The organism is Staphylococcus sp. HMSC056G08 (assembly GCF_001812305.1).
Classification (GTDB): domain Bacteria; phylum Bacillota; class Bacilli; order Staphylococcales; family Staphylococcaceae; genus Staphylococcus; species Staphylococcus simulans.
The window spans coordinates 1-20,197 of sequence record NZ_KV808506.1; the positions used below are offsets into that span (position 1 = coordinate 1).

The window sequence follows — 20,197 nt, forward strand, 5'->3', positions numbered from 1 at the left end:
TTTGCTCACCAGTCCTATTTGACAGAGAGCCATAAAAAGGAGTTTATTTATGATTGAGAGCTGATAATTTTCAAGTCGTCAGTACTTGGTATCTGACCCGATTTATGATTATCATCTAAAAGTTTATAGGTTGATTTAACCCATACACCTTGGTTATTTAAAGTTAAGACTTCAGCGTAAACGTGCGCCCCTTCAGTCGTTACATCAACGACTTGGGGCGATTGGTAAAAAGACGCTGCACCTTGACCTGTTTGAATCAAATGTTGTGTCTGTTTATAATTATCTGTTCCTGATTTTAAAAATGGAGACACACTTGCGAAGTTATTATTCGTCGACGCTTCATTTAAAGCTGACGTATATTTATCAAAGAACCGAGACAATTTATTTTTTAAACTGTTTTCCTCTTTTTCTTTCTCTTCAACATACTTCTCAATTTTTTCTTTTTCGAAGTGTAACGTCACAGGGGTATTCTCTTTTAATTCATTCGGATAAATTTTTATGCTGTCAGATTCGAATGTTCTGCCTTTGACTTTACCTTCTGCTGATACTTCAACTTCATCAGTTACAGGGTAAGGTCCATATAAACGTGTATGATCGTAATTGTAAGACTTACCATTAATTTTTACTTTCGTATGCTTACCTTCTAATTTATTGGCACCTTCTAACTTGATGTTTAAATTCGCCTCAGGGAATTTTTCATGAACATCGACTGTTTCGCTGTTACTGTTTTTAAATGAGAAAGTCAAATAACCACTGAATTTACCATTAGCTGTTTCTTTTGTTGCCGGAATTTTATAATCACCTGGAATAAAGTTACCTAACATAGTGGCTTCATTAGCTTCTGCGATAACTTTACGTTTTCGATCATCCGCTCTGAAAATATACGTTGTTTTCGTTTTAGGTTTAATAATCGGTTTCTTAGTAATCGTAGTGAAACTGATATTATCAAAGAAAATAAAACGGCGGCCATTTTTAGTAATGCGCAGTATTTTATTGCCATCAGGTGTTTTAATAAAGCTGGCATCTTTGTCGTTACGGTCTATGTTGCGTATCGTCTCTTGCAGTTCTTTATCAAACTTATTCTGGCCAATTTCGCTTTTTATATATTTAATGTACGTTTCCGCTTCATACGTACTTACTTTATTCTCACGTGTACTTAAAATCGTCGCAATACGTTGTGTATCATTATTCTTCACTGCATTCGCTAAGATTTTTGCTTGTGCTTCTGGTGTATTGAAATTTCTCAACAAGAAAAACAGAATAATCAATAAGATAACGATAAAAATACCGATACCCCACGGCACCATTTTACGTAGATTCTGATTTGTGCGCATACGTTGTTCACGCGTTTTGCGGCTTTCATTAGAATCTGGCTTTTCGGATTGCCCCATTGACAGTTCACCTCGTTTCAATACTTTCAAATTTTACTCACATTTCCCAGGAAATGTTGAAAATAACTCGATTTTCTATGTAAAGAATGTTTGTTTTTCTTAAATTTTATGTAACCCGCACAAATTTTACAGGTATTGCACAAAAAAGTAAAACTAAAACCGACATTTCTTCTGTAAAACTGTTGGATAGTTCTATTATAATAGACTACACAATAAAATTATATCAGTATTTAGCCTTATGTCCTTTTTTAACAGTAATTATGACAAAAATCGGTACACTTTGATAAGGTACCGATTTTTATCAATGCTATTTGATTTATCGAATTTTAGAAATATATTCTTTAATACGTTGATCGATAATTCTTAAGTTTTTAGCTGTTTCTTCTATTTGTGATTGTGATATATCTTGAAGCAAGTATGTAGAAACATCATTTACAATCACTTTAGTACGTTCTATATATTCGCGACCATTGTCAGTAAGTCTCACATACTTCAAACGTTGGTCTACGTTTTCATTTTGTTTTACAAGTTCAACTAATTCAAGATTAATTAACTTTTTAATTCGACGACTGATGGCAGCTTTATTGACACCTTGTTTTTCAGTAATTTCTGAAAGTGTCAAAGATTTATTATTGTCTAGTAAAAATAAAGCTTGAGATTGTTCAATCGAAATATGATATTCCTTACGTAAACCTTCTAGCAAACTTGCCATGAGGGTATTAATATCTTCGATAAACATTGCCATAAACTGCGTGTGTTGCTCAATGTTTTCCATGATTTTCTCCTTCATAACTATAAAAATTTCTTATTGCATCTCAGTATGAGAACCTTTTTTATTCTACATATTAAACAATCCGTATATCTAATCATATCATATCTAAAGTAACATAAGGCGAAATAGGGTAAGATTAGAAGAAGGAAATTTATTATATAGAGGTTAATTATGCTATTACTTTCACTCATATTAAGCCTATTGATTTTATGTAGTTATATCTATTTATACTTTAATCACTATCGCTTTTTAAATATACAATCCTTTTTCATTACTCTGGTCTTAGGATTCATCATATTATTTATTCTTTTATCACGCGTACATTGCCTTATGATTTAGCCAGCGTATCAATAATAGGTGCCTTACTTTTATTATTCAAGCATCGGGCTATTTTAGTTTGGAAAAGTGCACGTATGTTCTTCACAAGAATTTTGGGTCTGACTTTAGCTGTTACTTTCTTAGCATTGGCTTTAAATTTATTAAGTCATATTCCAGTACCCGTGCTGAATGCACTTTTCTTATGGATCGGTTGGATTACTATCAGTACACTCTTTGCCCTAGTCCACTATTTAAGTTGGTCTTCAGCATTTAGTATGGTCGTACTGCCAGAACCGATTGATGTAATCATTGTACTAGGTGCAGGTTTATATCGCAATCAAGTGACACAAATGCTGGCTTGGCGCTTAGATCGTGCAGTTGCTTTATATCAAAATCATCATGGCAATCCTTACATTGTAGTCAGCGGCGGGACTGGTGAAGGAGATGAAGTATCAGAGGCTGAAGCCATGCAAGCGTATTTAATTGAACAACACATTCCAGAAGATCGTATTATTTTAGAAGATCAATCACATAGCACTTTTGAAAACCTGAATAATACAAAAGCACTTATCAGCAATCAAGTTTTTGAACACATCGCTATTGTCACGAGTCAATTTCACATATTACGCGGCTTGCGTTTTGCACAAGTTCTTAAGATGAACGCAGTCGGTGCTGGTAGTCGCACACCTTATCCATTTTTTGATACAGCATTAATCAGAGACTTTTTTGCTTTGATGTATTGTTATAAACTGTTATTAACCATTTATTTCGGTGCTTTGTTCATTGGCAGTATGTTCGTTAAGCACCCTATATTACTTGAATTCTTTTTATCTATGTTCTAACTCATATAATGCTATGTATATAAATAAAAAAGTTGAGGTCTCACCTATTTTAGGTTTGACCTCAACTTTTTTTACATTATTTTCCCTTAATAATGTTTCCCCAATTAACGCGATTAATCATTGGCTACTATTATGAGCGTTAATTATATTTGACTGTGTTTATACTTCTTCACTGTCATCTTTTTTATTAATAATTTTACCACCGAACAAGTCAATGACACGGTCTGCATAATCAAAGAGTCTTGTATCATGTGTGATAAGAATTCCGACCATATCTTCATTTGTGATACGTTCTCTGATCATTTCAGTTACTTCTGTTGCACGGTGGGCATCTAAGCTTGCTGTTGGTTCGTCTGCTAAGATGATTTTTGGATTATTCATGAATGCACGCATAATCGCAACACGTTGTTTTTCACCGCCAGATAACATAAACGGATAAGCATCTAAACGATGTTTCAAACCGATTTGGTCTAATAATTGTTCTGCACGTGCTTTCGCATCTTTTTTAGACATGCCCGCTTCTTGTCCTACTAATGTCAATTGGTCTCGAACTGACAAGTAAGGCACTAAATGCGAAGCTTGGAAGATAAAGCCAATTTCAGTTAAACGCATATCTGAGTTTGTTTTTTCTTTTGAGAACAATGGCGCACCATTGTAGATAATTTTACCTGTATCTGGATCTTGTAGACCACCTAAAATTGTTAATAACGTTGATTTACCTGAACCTGAAGCACCGCTCAAGATAACGAATTCTCCAGTTTTAACTTCAAAGTTAACACCTTTTAAAACATCTGTTTTAGCTTGGCCAGTACCGAATGATTTTGTAATATCTTTAACTTCTAAACCCATTATCCTTCACCTCCGATTGCTTCGATTGGATTTACTTTAACGAGTTTAATGAATGATAATGCTGCACCGATAATTGCAACGACTACGAAGACGCCTACTACAAGTAACATGTTGCCTGCAGTTAAGTGGAACGGCATACTTACTGGCATTATCATACCTAAGCCACTAATAATCAGTAATGAAACAACCACACTAATCATTGTAACAAGTAAGATTTGGAATACTAATGATGATAACAAGTGTCTTGTTTTAATACCGATAGCTTTTAAAATACCGATTTCAGAGATTTTTTGAATTGTCATAACGTAGAAGAATGCACTTAAGACAATTGCTGATATCACGTATAAGCTGACAATCATCATTGTTAATGGTGCTTGCTCTGCGTTGTAACTTGGAATATTGTCAGTTAAGTCTTTTTCAGTTACTACTTTTGCACCGTTAATGTCATTAATTTTTTTCTCATCTGCTTTAGATACATCTTTTAATGGATAGAATGTTGCTGCTTTTGGCACTAATTTTTCAAACGTATCGCCTGTTGTCATCACTGCAGATGTGTGTGAATACATTGTGTCTTCTAATAGACCTACAACTTTATAATCTTTGTCACCATTCTTGAATGTTACAGTGTCACCTTTTTTCACACCATCAGCTGTTAATTTTTTATTAATAACAACTTCATTATCAGCTTTTGGATAATGACCTTCTGATAAAGCTGGTTTGAAGTCTTTACCAGGATTAATCAACATGATGTCTAGGTCATTTGAATTCTCGCTTTTCATTGATTGCATTCCGATTTGGAATGGCTCTGCGTTGACTACATTCTCGATGTCTTTTTTCTCGTCTGGTTTAAGCGCTGATTTTTCAATTACCGGCTCTTTCATATCTTGTACGACGTATTTTTCAGCATTCATATTATCTAACATAGAAATGTTTTCGCGTCCAAGCCCTTGTGCGAGTCCGCTAATGAATAATACCATGCTAGCCAGTAACAAGATAATCAGCATTATTAAAATATATTTGAACTTATAGAATACGATCTCTTTCCATGCTAACTTCATATTATTGACTCCTTTTTCTTTTATGATACTTATATTGTAAGCAGACTTTATGAACTCAATATGAACAAACCGAAACTTTTGTTCATTTGATATATTTGTGTCACTCAGTTACTGAAAGGTATAATTAATCTAAATGATTACTAGGAGTGATAAGGATGACAACATGTCTCATTGTCGATGATGATTATCAAATCCTTCATTATGTATCTTCCTATTTAGAACGTGAAGGTTTTAAAACATCCACGCATTCCAATGCGCGTGATGCCTTAAACTATTTAGAAACACATCAAGCTGATATTGCGATTGTCGACATTATGATGGATGGCATGGATGGCTTTGAATTATGTAATGAAATAAAAGCTTCTTATGAAATGCCGGTCATTATGTTGACCGCACGTGATGCTTTAAGTGATAAAGAAGAAGCTTATTTAACGGGTACTGATGACTATGTAACCAAACCTTTTGAAGTACAAGAACTCATCTTCCGGATCAAAGCTGTTTTAAGACGCTATCAAATTAATGCGGAAAATGAATTAACCATCGGTAACTTAAAACTGAACCAATCTTATTTAGAAATTGCTTGTGATACAAAAACAATGACCTTACCGAATAAGGAATTTAACTTACTCTTCTTATTAGCAAGTCATGAGAAACAAGTTTTTTCACGAGAAGAATGTATTGAACGTGTATGGGGATTTGATTATGAAGGGGATGACCGTACGGTTGATGTGCATATCAGACGCTTACGTAACCGTTTAAAGAAAATCGGCAGTAATGTCACGATTGAAACGGTCAGAGGCTTAGGTTATAAGGTGGAAGTTCATGTTTAAATCACTTTATACACGGATTGCAGTCTACACGATTGTCATTTTATTACTCAGCGCTGTCGCAAGTTTTATTTTGACCAATGTTTTGTATCACGTTGCTTTGAAACCCTCAAATGACCATAAGATTATGACCACCTTACAAGAAGCTAAAAAGTACCAAAAAGAATCCCATACAACTAATATGAAAGCCTACTTCAAACATTTAAGCGAACTGAACTTCCAGCTTGTCACTGTCGATCAAAAAGGTCATAAAACTTTTTATGGCGCAAGTTTCAGACGCGATACACTGACTCAAGAGACCATTGATAGTGTATTGAAAGGACATAATTATCACGGAATTAAAAACCATCCCTACCAACTCTTTGTGACAGGTTTCTTTGATAATGAAACCAACAATACTGTCGGCACACGCTTTAAGACACCAGAAGGTAATGTAGCGGTGTTTATGCGTCCTGATATCGGTAAATCATTCAGTGAGTTCCGTGTGTTCTTAGCAGTATTAATTGTGTTATTACTCATTATTGCGATGGTACTGATTATTAGTTCAACTTACACGTTAATCAAACCAATTACACAACTTAAAAATGCAACTAATCGTTTAATGGAGGGTGACTTTAGCACACCGATAGAAACGACACGTCATGATGAGCTAGGTACGCTCCAATATCGTTTCGAACAAATGCGTGTGTCACTTAAACAACTTGATGACATGCGTCAGCACTTTGTTCAAAATGTTTCGCATGAAATCAAAACACCTTTAACGCATATCTATCAGCTATTAGATCGTCTCAGTCAAGCGAAAGACGACGAAATGAGACAGTATTATATAGATGAAATTCATGCGACAACGAGCCGTCTCAGTAATTTAACGCGAGCATTGTTATTGCTTGCAGAGTTAGATAACAACGACCACTTAGATTATGACGATGACGTTGAAATTACTCAGATGCTGCGTTTAATGGTGCGTCACGAACAGTATGCGATTGACGCCAAAGACTTATTAATTATGACTGATCTTGAACCAATTACAGTCAAAGGTAACTATCGTCTGCTTTATCAGGCATTTCATAATATATTGACCAACGCAATTAAATATACTAAACAAGAAGGCAGTATTGATATAGATGTATTCTCTGAAAATAATACATCTATGATTTGTCGCATTACTGATGATGGTCCAGGTATGTCAGAGGATGTACAAGCTCATCTTTTCGAACGTTTCTATAAAGGAAATTCTTCTGCGACAAGCAATGGCTTAGGTCTAGCCATCGCACAAATGATTATGCGTTTGCATGGTGGAGATATTAAAGTGGAACGTACTCTAGGTGAAGGCAGTACCTTTATTTTAAGTATGCCGTTATCACAAGCAGATAACACACCTACTTTGGAACCATTAAATCAATAAAAAACAAAAAGCGCTTCAGTATCAGAATTAAATCTGACTGAAGCGCTGTTTTTATGGCTTATTTTTGATTATTTAATTTCAAATAATGTTCAACATCCGCTTTAACTTCTTTATATAACTCTGGGTTTTCCGCAAGTTTTTGACCGAATGATGGAATCATTTCTTTAATTTTTGTTTCCCACTCTGGGAATTCATGTTTATAGCTGCGTTGTAAAATATCTAACATTACATCCACCGCTGTAGAAGCACCTGGTGATGCGCCAAGTAATGCGGCAAGTGAACCGTCTTCAGAACAAATAACTTCTGTACCGAATTGTAATGTACCTTTACCTTTGTCTGTATCTTTGATGACTTGAACACGTTGGCCTGCTACGACAATATCCCAATCTTCTTTCTTCGCATTCGGGATAAATTCACGTAACTCTTCAATACGTTCATCATCTGACAACATTAATTGTGAAATCAGATATTGTGTTAATTTCATTTCTTTCGCACCTGCAGATAACATCGTCAATAAGTTGTTGGGTTTAACTGACTTGAATAAGTCCATGTTTGAACCTGTTTTTAAGAACTTAGGTGAGAATCCTGCAAATGGACCGAATAATAATGATTGTTTACCGTCAATATAACGTGTATCTAAATGCGGTACTGACATCGGCGGTGCGCCTACTTTAGCTTTACCGTACACTTTCGCATTATGTTGACTTACAATTTCAGGATCTTGGCAGACTAAGAATAAACCGCTGACTGGGAATCCGCCGATATGTTTCGATTCTGGCAGATGTGTTTTTTGAAGCAATGGCAAGCTAGCGCCTCCAGCTCCGATAAATACAAAGTCAGTAATATAAGTTGTTGTTTCTTCTGTTTTTAAGTCTTTCACTTTAACTTTCCAAGTACCATCTTTACGTTGTTTTAAGTCTGTAACTTGATGCTCATACTCTACATCGACTTGGTTTTGTTGTAAGAAGTCAAATAGTTTTTGTGTTAAAGCACCAAAGTTAACATCTGTACCTGTCTCATCACGGCTGACTGCAACTGGAATATTGTTATTTCTGCCTTCCATCATTAAAGGCAACCATTTTTCAATTTGGCTTTTATCTTCTGTCATTGTCATTTCATTAAATAATGCATTTTCTTTCAATGCTTTGACACGACGTCTTAAGAAATCTACATTACGCACACCGATACAGAAACTCATATGCGGTACCGTATGAATAAATGCTTCTGGCTGTGTCAAATTACCGTGTTTTACTAAATAAGACCAGAATTCTTTAGAAACTTGGAACTGTTCATTAATTTTTAAGGCTTTAGAAATATCCAAAGAACCGTCAGGCATTTCTTTCGTATAGTTCATTTCGCATAGTGCAGAATGCCCTGTTCCCGCATTATTCCATGCATTTGAACTTTCTTGTGCAGATGCGTCCAACTTCTCAAATACTTTAATTTCTTTTTCTGGTGCAACTTTCTTTAGTAATGTACCCAATGTCGCACTCATGATTCCGCCACCAATTAAGATGACATCTGTTTTGCTATGTTGTGAACTCATAACAAATACAGCCCCCTTTTTCATAATGAAGATGACACCTTCTTAAGTATGTCGTTCTCTTCTCTCAACCCTCTCTTGAGAAAGCGCTTAATTAAACACTTAAAAAAATAACACACCTAAGTCATGCCTGGATATTGTTGCTAAATGATTTCGTTCTATTCCTTTATTATATACATAAACAGATTAAGACAAAAGGGGGAAGGTGCTTAAACACGAAAATACGATTCATTTTGTTTTAAGTGCAGGTTAAAAATATATTGCAAAGCATGTACCTTTGTATTGCATAGTTTGAATTATGCTATAATTAAACAGAAATATACAGGAGGGGTGACACCACGTGAAATCTATCACTTTTTTAATGCACAACATTTATTCAATGGGCGGTACTGTCAAGGCCGTAACACAACTCGCAAATGTGTTGGCAGTGAAAGGTCATAAAGTGGAAATTATATCAGTTTTCAAAGGAAGTAAAGCACCTTATTTCAAACTGCATCAAGATATAGAAGTCAAAGCATTGGTCGATTATAATTTAAAACCTCATAACTTAGTAGATATCTTGATGAATCGTCTACGTAAATGGACACCATTCCTCAAGCCGCAACTGATCACTCAAAATGAACCTGGCTTATCGCAATTTTCAAGTCATGTTGAAAAGAAAATCGTTCATGCGATTCAACATGTAGAAACAGATGTGTTAGTGGGTACACGTGCCAGCTATAATTTGCTGCTTGCAGATTATGCACCTGACCACGTCCTAACTGTCGGCATGGAACATATGAACTGGGAAGCTTACACTAAGAGTTATCAACAAGAAATTAAATCTGCTTATGAACGCTTAAATCGTATTACAGTCTTAACGGATGCTGATCGCAAAGCATTCAAATCAATCATTGACACCCCTGTCTATGTCGTTCCAAATATGATGAATGAACCTCGTATTGAAATTCCAAAGAAACCGCAAATTATTGCGGCCGGAAGATTAGAATATGAAAAAGGTTTCGATCTTTTATTACGCAGTGTAGAAATGATTCAAGACAGTTTACGTGAAATGAATTTCACTGTACATATCTACGGTGATGGTCAACAAAAACATGACCTCGAAGAATTCATTTCACAACATCAATTAAAAGATATTGTGCAGTTGCATCCTGCTACATTGCATCTGCCATTACGTTTGGCTGAAAGTATGATTACAGTAGTACCATCTCGTAATGAAGGGTTTGGTTTAGTCATTTTAGAAGCCATGAATCAAGGCAGCATCGTAATCAGCTTTAAAGGTAATACAGGACCTGAAACTTTAATTCAATCTAACCAAAATGGATTCCTGGCTGAGTATCAAAATATATCTTCCCTTTCGGAACACATTTTAAATGTAATGTCTGCACCACCTTCTGAACAAGGAAAGATTATCGAAAATGCTTTTGCGACTGTTGAAACTTATTCAGCAGATAGTGTCTATCAAGATTTTGCGAAAGCATTAGAAACATCTGAATAATTAGTTATTGTGATAAATATAGAAGCGGAGCCGAAATAATTTCGACTCCGCTTCTTTTATTTTCCTTGTTACCTATTACAAAATTAAAGATAAGAATAATGTCCAGACACAGATGAAGATTAACATGCCTACACTGTAACGTAATGACATTTTTAAGAGTTCAGACTCTTTACCTACTTGTTTAACGGCTGCTGTCGCAATCGCAATAGATTGTGGAGAAATAATTTTTGCTGCTACCCCACCTACTGTATTTGCTGCAACTAATAAGCCGCCGCTAACGCCAATTTGACTAGCAACTGAAGCTTGAATTGGTGTGAACAATGAGTTGTTATTAACTACTGAACCTGTCATGAATACACCGATCCAACCTAATACTGGTGAGAATAATGGGAAGATACCGCCTGCTTTAGAAATACCTTGTCCCATTGCAGCACTTAAACCGCCATAAGTTGTTAATTTTGAAACAGCTAAGATGAAACAGATTGTGACAACTGAAATCCATAATTCTTTAAATGTTTCACCTAATAAACTAAATGCATCTTTAAAGCCAGTTGTTTTAGATAACAATACAGTAATAATAATTGTTAATAAAATTGCTGTACCTGTATAACCTAAGATATTCAAGTTCAACACAATAGCTTTTTTAGTCACTTCACTATAAGTACCTGGCACTGTAAATTTAGCTGCTAAAAAACTTAATGGTTTGCCTGGTAAGAATAAGCCTTTAAAGAATGGCATACTCCAAAACATAATTAAGATTGTCAAAATGTAGAATGGACTCCATGCATACATAATTTGTTTAAAGTTTAATTTTTGTGTAACCGGTGGTTTCACATTTTCATCAATACGGAAGATATGTTTCGGTTGCATTTTACGACTCATAATAGCTAAAGCACCCATTGCTGCTAAAGGCGGTAACACATCTGCTAACTCTGGACCTTGGAAGAATGTTAAAACACCTTGGAAACCAGCATAAACCACTGAAACCGTTAAGATAAATGGTAGTGTTTCTTTAATACCTTTGAAACCATCAATGATAAAGACAATTAAAAACGGAACAAAGAAGTTGATGAATACTAAAGTTAATGTTGAATAAGTTGAAACTTCATGTGCAGTAATACCGCCATGTAAATTCAAAGTATCAATAACGGCAACAGGTAAACCAATAGCCCCGAATGCACCTGCTGCTGAGTTAGCGACCAAACATAACATCGCTGCTTGTAATGGTTTAAAACCAAGATAAATTAATAAAATCGCACAGATTGCAATCGGTACACCGAAACCTGCAACCCCTTCTAAGAACGCGTTAAAACAAAAACCGATTAACAATAATTGCACACGTTGGTCTTGAGAGATTGTAGCGATACTATCTTGAATCATACTGAACTGACCAGTTTTTGTTGAGAGTTTATAAAGCCAAACTGCCATAATAACGATATAACCAATTGGGAACCAACCTTGGAAGAATCCCTCGATAACCGCCCCAGTGGCCATCGCTCCAGGAAGTTTAAAGATAAATACTGCAACAACCATTGTGATGATTAATGTTGTTAATGCAGCATAAATTCCTTTCATTTTGAAGATTGTCAAACATAGCAAGAATAAGATAATTGGCACACCTGCTACGAGACTTGAAATAAGTAAATTGTGGAATGGATCAAATGAAGATACTAACATTTCTGTCGCTTCTTTCTGTAGTTTATTTTGTGTTTATATTTATTTGCAAAATCAAATTTAGTCTTGTGATTTATTTCACATATAATATAACACGATTTATGGAGCTGTTCAATTAGTTTTTCATAATTTTTTCAAACTGTTTTTTGATTGGAAACCCTTACATATCAATGTATTCGCTTACATAATAAAATGTTATGAATCATCTGTATTAGTCAAAATTTAAATTATAATAGTACAGTTTAATTAATAACGTATACGTCTTGTCATTCACAGTTTGCAGTCAAAATGTTAAAATATAGTTTAATATAATCAAACTGAGGTCATAATATGAAAATATTAACAACAGAATATCAATCAAATGAAAAAATGCGCATTAACCTTCAAGAAGCCTTAGCTAAAGGTTACACGCATTTTATTCCTTCTGATTTAAATATAGATATTTATCCTGATCAATTAGAAGCATTGAAACACCATGAAACACAAAACTCAATCGTTGTTGACTACACCATCGATCAGTACTATCAAAATGATTGTCGCTATTTTGGAAATCAGACAATCAACTTTAATACTTGGATGAATAATATTAATCACTTTCCTAATCTTATTTTCAGTATTCAGCAAGTATTAGACGTTATAGATGAAATACACTGTGAAACGGCTTTTGATTTAGCAATTGGCCTGTTATTAAATCAAAACGTAGAAACAAATGGTCACGTAATCTTTGATTTTAAACATACAATCCGTACTTCCCAAACATTCTATCAAAGTATTAAACAACATGAATATAACGCAATTACACAATTTAATTTAAATAAATTAGCTTACTTACATCATCAAAAACCACCGTTTAAGTTCCGCAATTTAGCTTTACCTGAGCCTGAACGATTTGTCGATTCACTACTTTGGAAGACACATTTTATGTTGCCGCACTTTATAACACGTTCAGTACTCAGTCGCAGTATTGAAAAGCATCAAAGCATGAGCAATATTTATGAAAAACAAGCAGTGGAATTAAACGGTGCAGTCGTTTTCTTAGGATTTGATTATGGCTTTAGAGGCAACTCTCGCTATTTATTTAATTATTTTGCTAAGCATTACTCTAAATATCCTGCTTTCTTTATCACAAATGATGCCACAGGCCCGCACTTTGTATCACCAGAACATGAAGAAGCACAAGAACTAATTGAAAATGCGGAAGTTGTCGTCGCTGAAAGTTATATACCCGATCACATCAAACCGAACGGTACAATCATTCAATTGTGGCATGGCACGCCTTTAAAACAGTTATTCTTAGACAGCTCAGAACCTTATCAAAATAAAGAAATTTATAATTATCGTGCACGAAAATACAACAAGTGGCTACATCAAAATTACTTTATATGCGATAGTTCTCATGCAGCTGATTTGTTTAAATCAGCCTTCCCTATGCAATATACAGAAGTTGTCGCATGCGGTTACCCACGTGTCAGATATTTATTAGATAAATATAAAGAACAAACTTATGTTCAATATATGAAACAACAACTTAAATTAGACCCTAACAAACCGACGTTACTTTATTTGCCGACATGGAAAACAGATCCACAACCAAACGATATGTTACCACTTTCTGAGTCATTGCTTGACCATTATAATGTGATTTATCGTGGCCATATCGAAAGTAAAGAAGCTGAAACACAATTACCGCAAGCAGTCATTCAACCTGCTGCTCAAATTGAGACACAAGATTTATTACTTGCTTGTGATGTATTAGTCAGTGACTATTCGTCAGTTGTCTTTGATGCATTAACTATTGATAAAACCGTTGCGCTTTATACTCCAAACCTTGAACACTATCAAACAGAACGCGGTTTATACCTAGAAGTTTGGCAAGACTTTGATAAAGTCACGTATCAAGATGCTGAATCATTAACCAAAGCACTCATAAACCAAGAAATTCCTCATATTGCAAGTGCATACATTAATCGAGATAATCATTCATTTGAAACTATCGCAAGCTTGATTGTACAACATTTACCTAAACGTCAAAAAAGACGTAAAAACTAAAAAAATATTAAAAAGGCTCAGCATATTTCGTGCTGAGCCTTTTGCATGATTATCTTATGTTCTAATTATTTGAACTTAAAACTAAATACTATATTATTGACCTGCTTGATATGCTGGATCTAAAATTGCTGCCTTACCTTGTTGGTCGACTCTAACTAATGCATATGTGCCAGGTTGTGCTTGATTTGCGAAACTGAACACATAAGAATAGCTGCCGTCACCATTATCTTGTACGCCAAAGTCATTGTAAGGGTTAGATTGACCATTTAAGTTGTTGATTTCATTTTGTGCAGTTTGTAGTGATTGCGGGAAGTTCGGCAATACTTTTAAAGTAGATTGATCTACTGGTGCTTTACCAATTGTACGTGCTGCAGGTGCTGTATTTTGACCTTGATAAGGTGCTACATAACCTGTTTGATTTGTACCTTGGTTTGATGCTTGGTTAGCATTTGTTTGATTTGATGTTTGCTGTGTTGCTTGTTGGTTATTGTTGCTATTTTGACCATCATTGGCACCTGATGTTTGAGAAGCTTGTTGATTGTTATTTGATTGTTCAGAAGTCGCATTTTGATTGCTGTCATTGTTTTGCGCATCTGTTGATTGTGACTCGTCTTGTTGCGCTTTGTCATTGTTTTGTTCATCATTTGCTTGTTCATTGTTTTCTTTTTCTTTATTGCTGTCTTTATCTTTGCTGCTTTCGTTGTCTTTGTTCTTTTCTTTGTCTTGATTAGATTTGCTTTCTTGTGTTGTTTGATCTTTGTCTTTGTTGTCTTCCTCTTTCTTGCTGTCATCATTTCCACAAGCTGCTAGCACTAAAGATAGCGTTAAAACGCTGGCAAATAACTTTTTCATTCTGTTCTCCTCCTTGAGTGGCTTTCAATCTTTTAAATGTATTATCCCTTAACTTATACACTTCCATTATATTCTATAAACATCAAAATTGTAAAAATTCTTTTAAGAAAATATTATTATGACAGATATTTATCATTTAGCTACAGCAACCTGTTTGTTGTTCTGGCTACTTTGTGATACTATCGCTTTAGTTTATTTATTTGAAAGGGTTGATAAAGATGCCTGAGACATTTAAAGCATATTATGCAGAAGAAGAAGGCAAAGAAATCCATACTGAACTTAAAGATTTACCCATGGATACAATAGATGAAGGAAATGTATTAATCAAAGTTGCTTACTCCAGCATCAACTATAAAGATGCGCTAGCAGCTAAAAAAGGTGCGGGAGTCGTTAAAAACTATCCGATTATTCCAGGTATAGATTTAGCAGGTACAGTTGTAGAGTCTGAGACTTCTACTTATAAAGAAGGCGATCAAGTTATTGTGACAAGCTATGATCTAGGTGTATCTCATCATGGAGGACTTAGTGAATACGCACGTGTCAAAGAAGAATGGATTGTACCGCTTCCTAAAGACTTAACATTAGAAGAAGCCATGATTTACGGTACTGCGGGCTATACTGCAGCATTAGCCATCCAAAAATTAGAAGACAATGGCTTAACAGTAGAAGGTTCACCTGTACTTGTACGTGGCGCCAGTGGCGGTGTCGGCAGTTTAGCTGTCATGATGCTAAGTAATATCGGTTACAAAGTCATCGCAAGCACAGGCAATAAACAAAATGCAGATTACTTAAAATCTATCGGCGCAACAGATGTGGTCCCACGTGTCGAAGATACCTCAGACAAACCATTAGACAAAAGAGAATGGCAAGCAGTGATTGATCCTGTCGGCGGCAAACATGTCGGTGACATTGTGAAACGACTGCAAAATAGAGGCAGTATTGCGTTAATCGGCAATACAGCAGGTCTGGCATTTGAGACGACAGTCTTACCATTCATTTTACGTGGTAACAGTATTTTAGGTGTGGATTCAGCAGAAACACCTATGAAAGTCCGCAAACAAATTTGGCGCAGATTAGCTACTGACTTAAAACCAGAAGCACTGCACTCTATTAAACAAGTCATTGATTTCAATGACGTGCCAGAAGCAATGGATAATTTATTAAATAATCATAGTGCTGGTCGTTATCTCGTGAAGATTAACGAAAAATAATTTAAATACTCAATCAGACAACTCTTATTTTGGAGTTGTCTTTTTTTACTAAAATGGTAATTACATTTAATTCTATTTTGCTTTATTGTACTAATGGAAATATATTGATATTTACTTTAATTTTATGAAAGCGTATACTGAATTTACGATAAAAATAACCAGGAGGACTCATAATGAGTAAAACGTTTAACAAAAACCTCATCTTTTTCATTGGTGCACTAGGCGGATTACTATATGGCTATGATATGGGTATTATTTCAGGTGCCCTGCTTTATATTCCAGATGAAATCCCGCTAAACGGTACCACACAAGGACTTGTCGTTTCATCAATGTTGATTGGTGCAATCTTCGGTTCAGGTTTAAGTGGACCTTCATCAGATAAATTAGGTCGACGTCGCGTCGTCTTTATTATCGCAATTATTTACATAGTAGGTGCATTAGCTCTAGCACTTGCGCCTAACTTAACTATGTTAGTCATCGGTCGTTTAGTAATTGGTTTAGCAGTCGGCGGTTCAACAGCTATTGTGCCAGTTTATCTATCCGAAATGGCACCGACAGAATCACGTGGTTCTTTAAGTTCATTAAACCAATTAATGATTACAATCGGTATTTTAGCATCATACTTAACAAGTTACGCTTTCGCAGGTGTCGAAGGCTGGAGATGGATGTTAGGGCTTGCGGTTGTCCCTTCTGTCATCTTATTAGTCGGTGTTATCTTTATGCCGGAAAGTCCAAGATGGCTGCTTGAACATCGCGGTGAAAATGCGGCACGTAAAGTAATGGCTTTAACGTTCCCTAAAAATGAGATTGATCATGAAATCTCAGAAATGAAAGAAATCAATGCGATTTCAGAAAGTACATGGAAAGTATTAAACTCACCATGGTTACGTCCAACGATTATCATCGGTTGTGTCTTCGCATTGTTCCAACAAATCATTGGTATTAACGCAATTATTTACTACGCACCGACTATTTTTGTTAAAGCAGGTTTAGGTGACTCTGCTTCTATCTTAGGTTCAGTCGGTATCGGTACAGTCAACGTACTTGTGACAATTGTAGCAATTATGATTATTGATAAAGTAGACCGTAAGAAATTATTAATTATCGGTAATATCGGTATGGTCGCATCATTAGTCATTATGGCATTACTGATTTGGATCATGGGTATCCAATCAGCAGCTTGGATCAGCATTGTTTGTCTTACAATCTTTATTATTTTCTTCGGCTTCTCTTGGGGCCCTGTACTTTGGGTCATGTTGCCGGAATTATTCCCAATGCGTGCACGTGGTGCCGCAACAGGGATCGCTGCTTTAACACTTTCAATCGGAAGTTTAGCAGTCGCACAATTCTTCCCAATGTTAACTGATGTCTTACCAACACATGGTGTCTTCTTAATCTTCGCAGTAATTGGTGTGTTTGCTTTATTCTTCGTAGCAAAATACTTACCAGAAACTCGCGGACGCAGCTTAGAAGAAATTGAAGCAGAATTACGTGAACGTACTTCAGCTACAACACCAGATTTAAATAAATAGATATAAACATTTAAAGGGATGTCCTCTCACGTTCGAGAAGACATCCCTTTTCTTCTGTTATGATTCATTATATTGTTTAATAATTTCTTTGTTTTCTTCTTTAAATGCCTCATTATGACTTGAGACATAGCCTTCTTTCGCTGCCTCAGGTTCAATATATTGTTTTGCGAGGTTTGCGGCGTTTCCTGCATCACTGAAGGCACTCGCAATCAAGTGTGCTTTGGCATCATGATGAATAATATCACCACAAGCGAAAATACCCGCTTCACTCGTTTGTGCGTTACCTTGTCCTTTAATTTGATAATCATTCATCATTTCTAGTTTAGTTGAAGCATCTTCTAACAATGGATTTTCAATATCAAAGCCATGACTGATAATGACATCATCGACTTCTAAAGTTTCCGCTTCTCCTGTCGCACTATTTTCAATGACTACTGAAGCAATATTCTCTTGTACTTCATCCCCAATCAACGCAGTGATTTGACTATTTGGATGTTGAATCACACCAAATGTTGCGAGCTTATCTTGCATCGCTTCAAAGCCTTTTAACTGATCCTTACGATATATCAAATGCACACTTTCTGCATATGGCGCTATTTCACACGCCCAATCTATCGCAGAATTGCCAGAGCCGGAAATTAATACACGTTTATTTCTAAAGCGTGATAATTTTTGTACGACATAATGCAAGTTTGAGATTTGATAACGACTCGCATCTTTAATATCTAAGGGTTTCGGATGGATAATTCCTCCACCAATAGCAATAATGACTGCTTTAGATTCATATACATTGCCTTGATCTGTTGTCACTTCAAAATGACGTTCTGCAACTTTATGAATATCCATCACACGCTCTTGTAAGCGTACTTCTGGATTGAAATGCAGGCCTTGATCAATAATATCTTTCGTAATTTCAAAACAAGGTTTCGGTGCGACACCACCGATATCCCAAATGATTTTTTCAGGATATAAACACATCTTGCCACCTAACTCTTGTTGTACATCTATTAAACGCACACTCATGCCGCGCATACCTGCATAAAAACTTGCGTATAAACCGGCACGCCGATAATAGTTAAATCTTTCATAGTTATGCTTGCCTCCTAGTTTTTCTCTGTGCTGCATAATCATTAATTGAAAATTGTTCTCACTTATATTTTACATGATTTAGTTGTATGAGGAAAACTTTAGCTATAAAAAAAGAGACACAGCACAAATAGTCGTATCTCTTTTAAAAATAAAGATTAAAGCTTTTTATTTTGGTTGGTTTGTCCTTCAATCGGATGTGTTAAAATTGCTTTTTTCAATAGGAAGAACAAGATAATAAAGCCGGCTGATAACGTCATGTGACCTAGTCCTGCAATTCCAGCAATACCTGGTGAAACACTTGCGCCAGTCACTTGCATTGTCCCTTTAATGCCTTGTAGTGCGACTGTCACAATCAAGCCGATATTATAAACATAATAGAACCAGTTAAATAAGTAGTATTTACTAATTGAGAACAGTTTTTCAAAGACTAATAAGATTAGGAACATAAACATACCAAGCATTAGTATGTGTGTATGCACAATCGCAAGTTGTGTTTTGCCTGTAAACTCAAAGGCTTTTGTCAATTCACGATAATAAACACCTGATAATAAGCCTATAATTGTATAAGTTAAAAATGTATACAGAATTCTACGCATACCTAAAAACCCTCCTTTTTGCATCACTCATTATTATAACTGACAGCAACGCTTTCAGAAAGTATCGCGTTATTATTCATGAATTATACACAACTAGAATTCTTTATCTTCTTCATTTAAGGTATTTAGATTATCTTTCATTTTAAATAATATCTCTTTTAATGCCGCTTGGTCAGCTTTTGGAATGTCTAAAAATAAAGTAGATTCCACTTCATCTAAGATTTCAATAATTTCTCTGACATCTTTTTTTGCGACTGCAGTTAAGACGACATCTTTTTTACGTGTATCATTTTTATCACTGATACGTTCTATTAAGTTTTTATTTTCTAAACTTCTCAATGCGCTGCTCACTGTTGGGCCTTTACGATTAAAAATATGAATTAAATCATTTTGCGGAATGACGCCTGTGTCACTTTCAAAAATATAACGTAACGTTTGCGCTTGTTCTAACGTAATATCGTATACACCTAACAATTGGTCAGCTTTTACTTTCATTTCATTTGTAATCATACGTAATAAGTATTGGATTGTCGTTGCCATGTGTCGCATCTCTCCTTATTTAGACTACACAAATCATTAAATTATGGTACTATAATTAAGCACATATCAAATAAATCGAGCAAAGCGTTCTCTATAGTTTTAACTTAAACGATAGATGTTAAACCTTGCATGTTTGATTTACACACAGAAA

The 20,197-nt window shown here is 35.3% G+C and carries 16 protein-coding genes and 1 pseudogene; 7 read left to right on the forward strand and 10 right to left on the reverse strand.

Annotated elements, in window-relative coordinates; translation table 11 throughout:
- Window positions 1–47 precede the first annotated feature (47 nt).
- Window positions 48–1,391, reverse strand: a complete 1,344-nt coding sequence (locus HMPREF2846_RS09590) for a TcaA second domain-containing protein (protein ID WP_002479695.1) — start codon at window positions 1,389–1,391, stop codon at window positions 48–50.
- Between the two features lie 316 nt (window positions 1,392–1,707).
- Window positions 1,708–2,166: a MarR family transcriptional regulator TcaR gene (locus HMPREF2846_RS09595; RefSeq protein ID WP_002479696.1), complete on the reverse strand. Its 459-nt coding sequence runs from the start codon at window positions 2,164–2,166 to the stop codon at window positions 1,708–1,710.
- A 410-nt stretch (window positions 2,167–2,576) separates the two neighbouring features.
- Here HMPREF2846_RS09595 and HMPREF2846_RS09600 point away from each other — a divergent pair, with 410 nt between their 5' ends.
- Entirely contained in the window at window positions 2,577–3,323 is a 747-nt protein-coding gene (locus HMPREF2846_RS09600) for a YdcF family protein (RefSeq protein ID WP_256274657.1), read from the forward strand.
- A gap of 159 nt (window positions 3,324–3,482) precedes the next feature.
- On the opposite strand, the gene HMPREF2846_RS09605 is transcribed toward HMPREF2846_RS09600, so the two are convergent.
- Both HMPREF2846_RS09605 and HMPREF2846_RS09610 read right to left on the reverse strand, forming a co-directional pair.
- A complete protein-coding gene (locus HMPREF2846_RS09605; protein ID WP_070626529.1) occupies window positions 3,483–4,172 on the reverse strand; it encodes an ABC transporter ATP-binding protein in 690 nt (229 codons plus the stop codon).
- Window positions 4,172–5,230 carry an ABC transporter permease gene (locus HMPREF2846_RS09610; protein ID WP_023015052.1) on the reverse strand — a complete coding sequence of 353 codons (1,059 nt, stop codon included), beginning with the start codon at window positions 5,228–5,230 and terminating at the stop codon, window positions 4,172–4,174. The genes HMPREF2846_RS09605 and HMPREF2846_RS09610 overlap by 1 nt, the downstream gene beginning before the upstream one ends.
- 155 nt (window positions 5,231–5,385) lie before the next feature.
- On the opposite strand from HMPREF2846_RS09610, the gene HMPREF2846_RS09615 reads away from it, so the two are divergent.
- Window positions 5,386–6,060, forward strand: a complete 675-nt coding sequence (locus tag HMPREF2846_RS09615; RefSeq protein WP_002479700.1) for a response regulator transcription factor — start codon at window positions 5,386–5,388, stop codon at window positions 6,058–6,060.
- Window positions 6,053–7,462 (forward strand): sensor histidine kinase, encoded by a 1,410-nt coding sequence (locus HMPREF2846_RS09620; RefSeq protein ID WP_070626530.1) that lies wholly within the window; start codon window positions 6,053–6,055, stop codon window positions 7,460–7,462. The genes HMPREF2846_RS09615 and HMPREF2846_RS09620 overlap by 8 nt, the downstream gene beginning before the upstream one ends.
- A 58-nt stretch (window positions 7,463–7,520) precedes the next feature.
- On the opposite strand, the gene mqo is transcribed toward HMPREF2846_RS09620, so the two are convergent.
- On the reverse strand, window positions 7,521–9,008 hold the full coding sequence (gene mqo / locus HMPREF2846_RS09625; protein WP_002479702.1) for a malate dehydrogenase (quinone): 1,488 nt from the start codon (window positions 9,006–9,008) through the stop codon (window positions 7,521–7,523).
- Window positions 9,009–9,345: 337 nt separating this feature from the next.
- Between mqo and HMPREF2846_RS09630 the strand changes: the two genes are divergently transcribed.
- Window positions 9,346–10,503: a glycosyltransferase gene (locus tag HMPREF2846_RS09630; RefSeq protein ID WP_002479703.1), complete on the forward strand. Its 1,158-nt coding sequence runs from the start codon at window positions 9,346–9,348 to the stop codon at window positions 10,501–10,503.
- 75 nt (window positions 10,504–10,578) lie between these two features.
- Here the strand turns inward: HMPREF2846_RS09630 and HMPREF2846_RS09635 are convergent, their stop codons facing one another.
- A complete protein-coding gene (locus HMPREF2846_RS09635; RefSeq protein WP_070626531.1) occupies window positions 10,579–12,180 on the reverse strand; it encodes an L-lactate permease in 1,602 nt (533 codons plus the stop codon).
- 327 nt (window positions 12,181–12,507) lie between these two features.
- Between HMPREF2846_RS09635 and HMPREF2846_RS09640 the strand changes: the two genes are divergently transcribed.
- Window positions 12,508–14,226: a CDP-glycerol glycerophosphotransferase family protein gene (locus HMPREF2846_RS09640; protein ID WP_070626532.1), complete on the forward strand. Its 1,719-nt coding sequence runs from the start codon at window positions 12,508–12,510 to the stop codon at window positions 14,224–14,226.
- Between the two features lie 93 nt (window positions 14,227–14,319).
- Here the strand turns inward: HMPREF2846_RS09640 and HMPREF2846_RS09645 are convergent, their stop codons facing one another.
- Entirely contained in the window at window positions 14,320–15,078 is a 759-nt protein-coding gene (locus HMPREF2846_RS09645) for a hypothetical protein (RefSeq protein WP_070626533.1), read from the reverse strand.
- 218 nt (window positions 15,079–15,296) lie between these two features.
- Here HMPREF2846_RS09645 and HMPREF2846_RS09650 point away from each other — a divergent pair, with 218 nt between their 5' ends.
- Window positions 15,297–16,289, forward strand: coding sequence for an acrylyl-CoA reductase family protein (locus HMPREF2846_RS09650; protein ID WP_070626534.1), 993 nt, complete (start codon window positions 15,297–15,299; stop codon window positions 16,287–16,289).
- Between the two features lie 173 nt (window positions 16,290–16,462).
- Entirely contained in the window at window positions 16,463–17,821 is a 1,359-nt protein-coding gene (locus tag HMPREF2846_RS09655; protein ID WP_002479708.1) for a glucose transporter GlcP, read from the forward strand.
- A 57-nt stretch (window positions 17,822–17,878) separates the two neighbouring features.
- Here the strand turns inward: HMPREF2846_RS09655 and HMPREF2846_RS09660 are convergent.
- From HMPREF2846_RS09660 to HMPREF2846_RS09670, 3 genes and pseudogenes are all read right to left on the reverse strand, one after another.
- Window positions 17,879–18,909 (reverse strand): annotated as a pseudogene (locus HMPREF2846_RS09660) (NAD(P)/FAD-dependent oxidoreductase).
- A gap of 156 nt (window positions 18,910–19,065) precedes the next feature.
- A complete protein-coding gene (locus tag HMPREF2846_RS09665; protein ID WP_002479710.1) occupies window positions 19,066–19,506 on the reverse strand; it encodes a DUF2871 domain-containing protein in 441 nt (146 codons plus the stop codon).
- A gap of 93 nt (window positions 19,507–19,599) precedes the next feature.
- Window positions 19,600–20,046 carry a MarR family winged helix-turn-helix transcriptional regulator gene (locus HMPREF2846_RS09670; RefSeq protein WP_002479711.1) on the reverse strand — a complete coding sequence of 149 codons (447 nt, stop codon included), beginning with the start codon at window positions 20,044–20,046 and terminating at the stop codon, window positions 19,600–19,602.
- Window positions 20,047–20,197 lie beyond the last annotated feature (151 nt).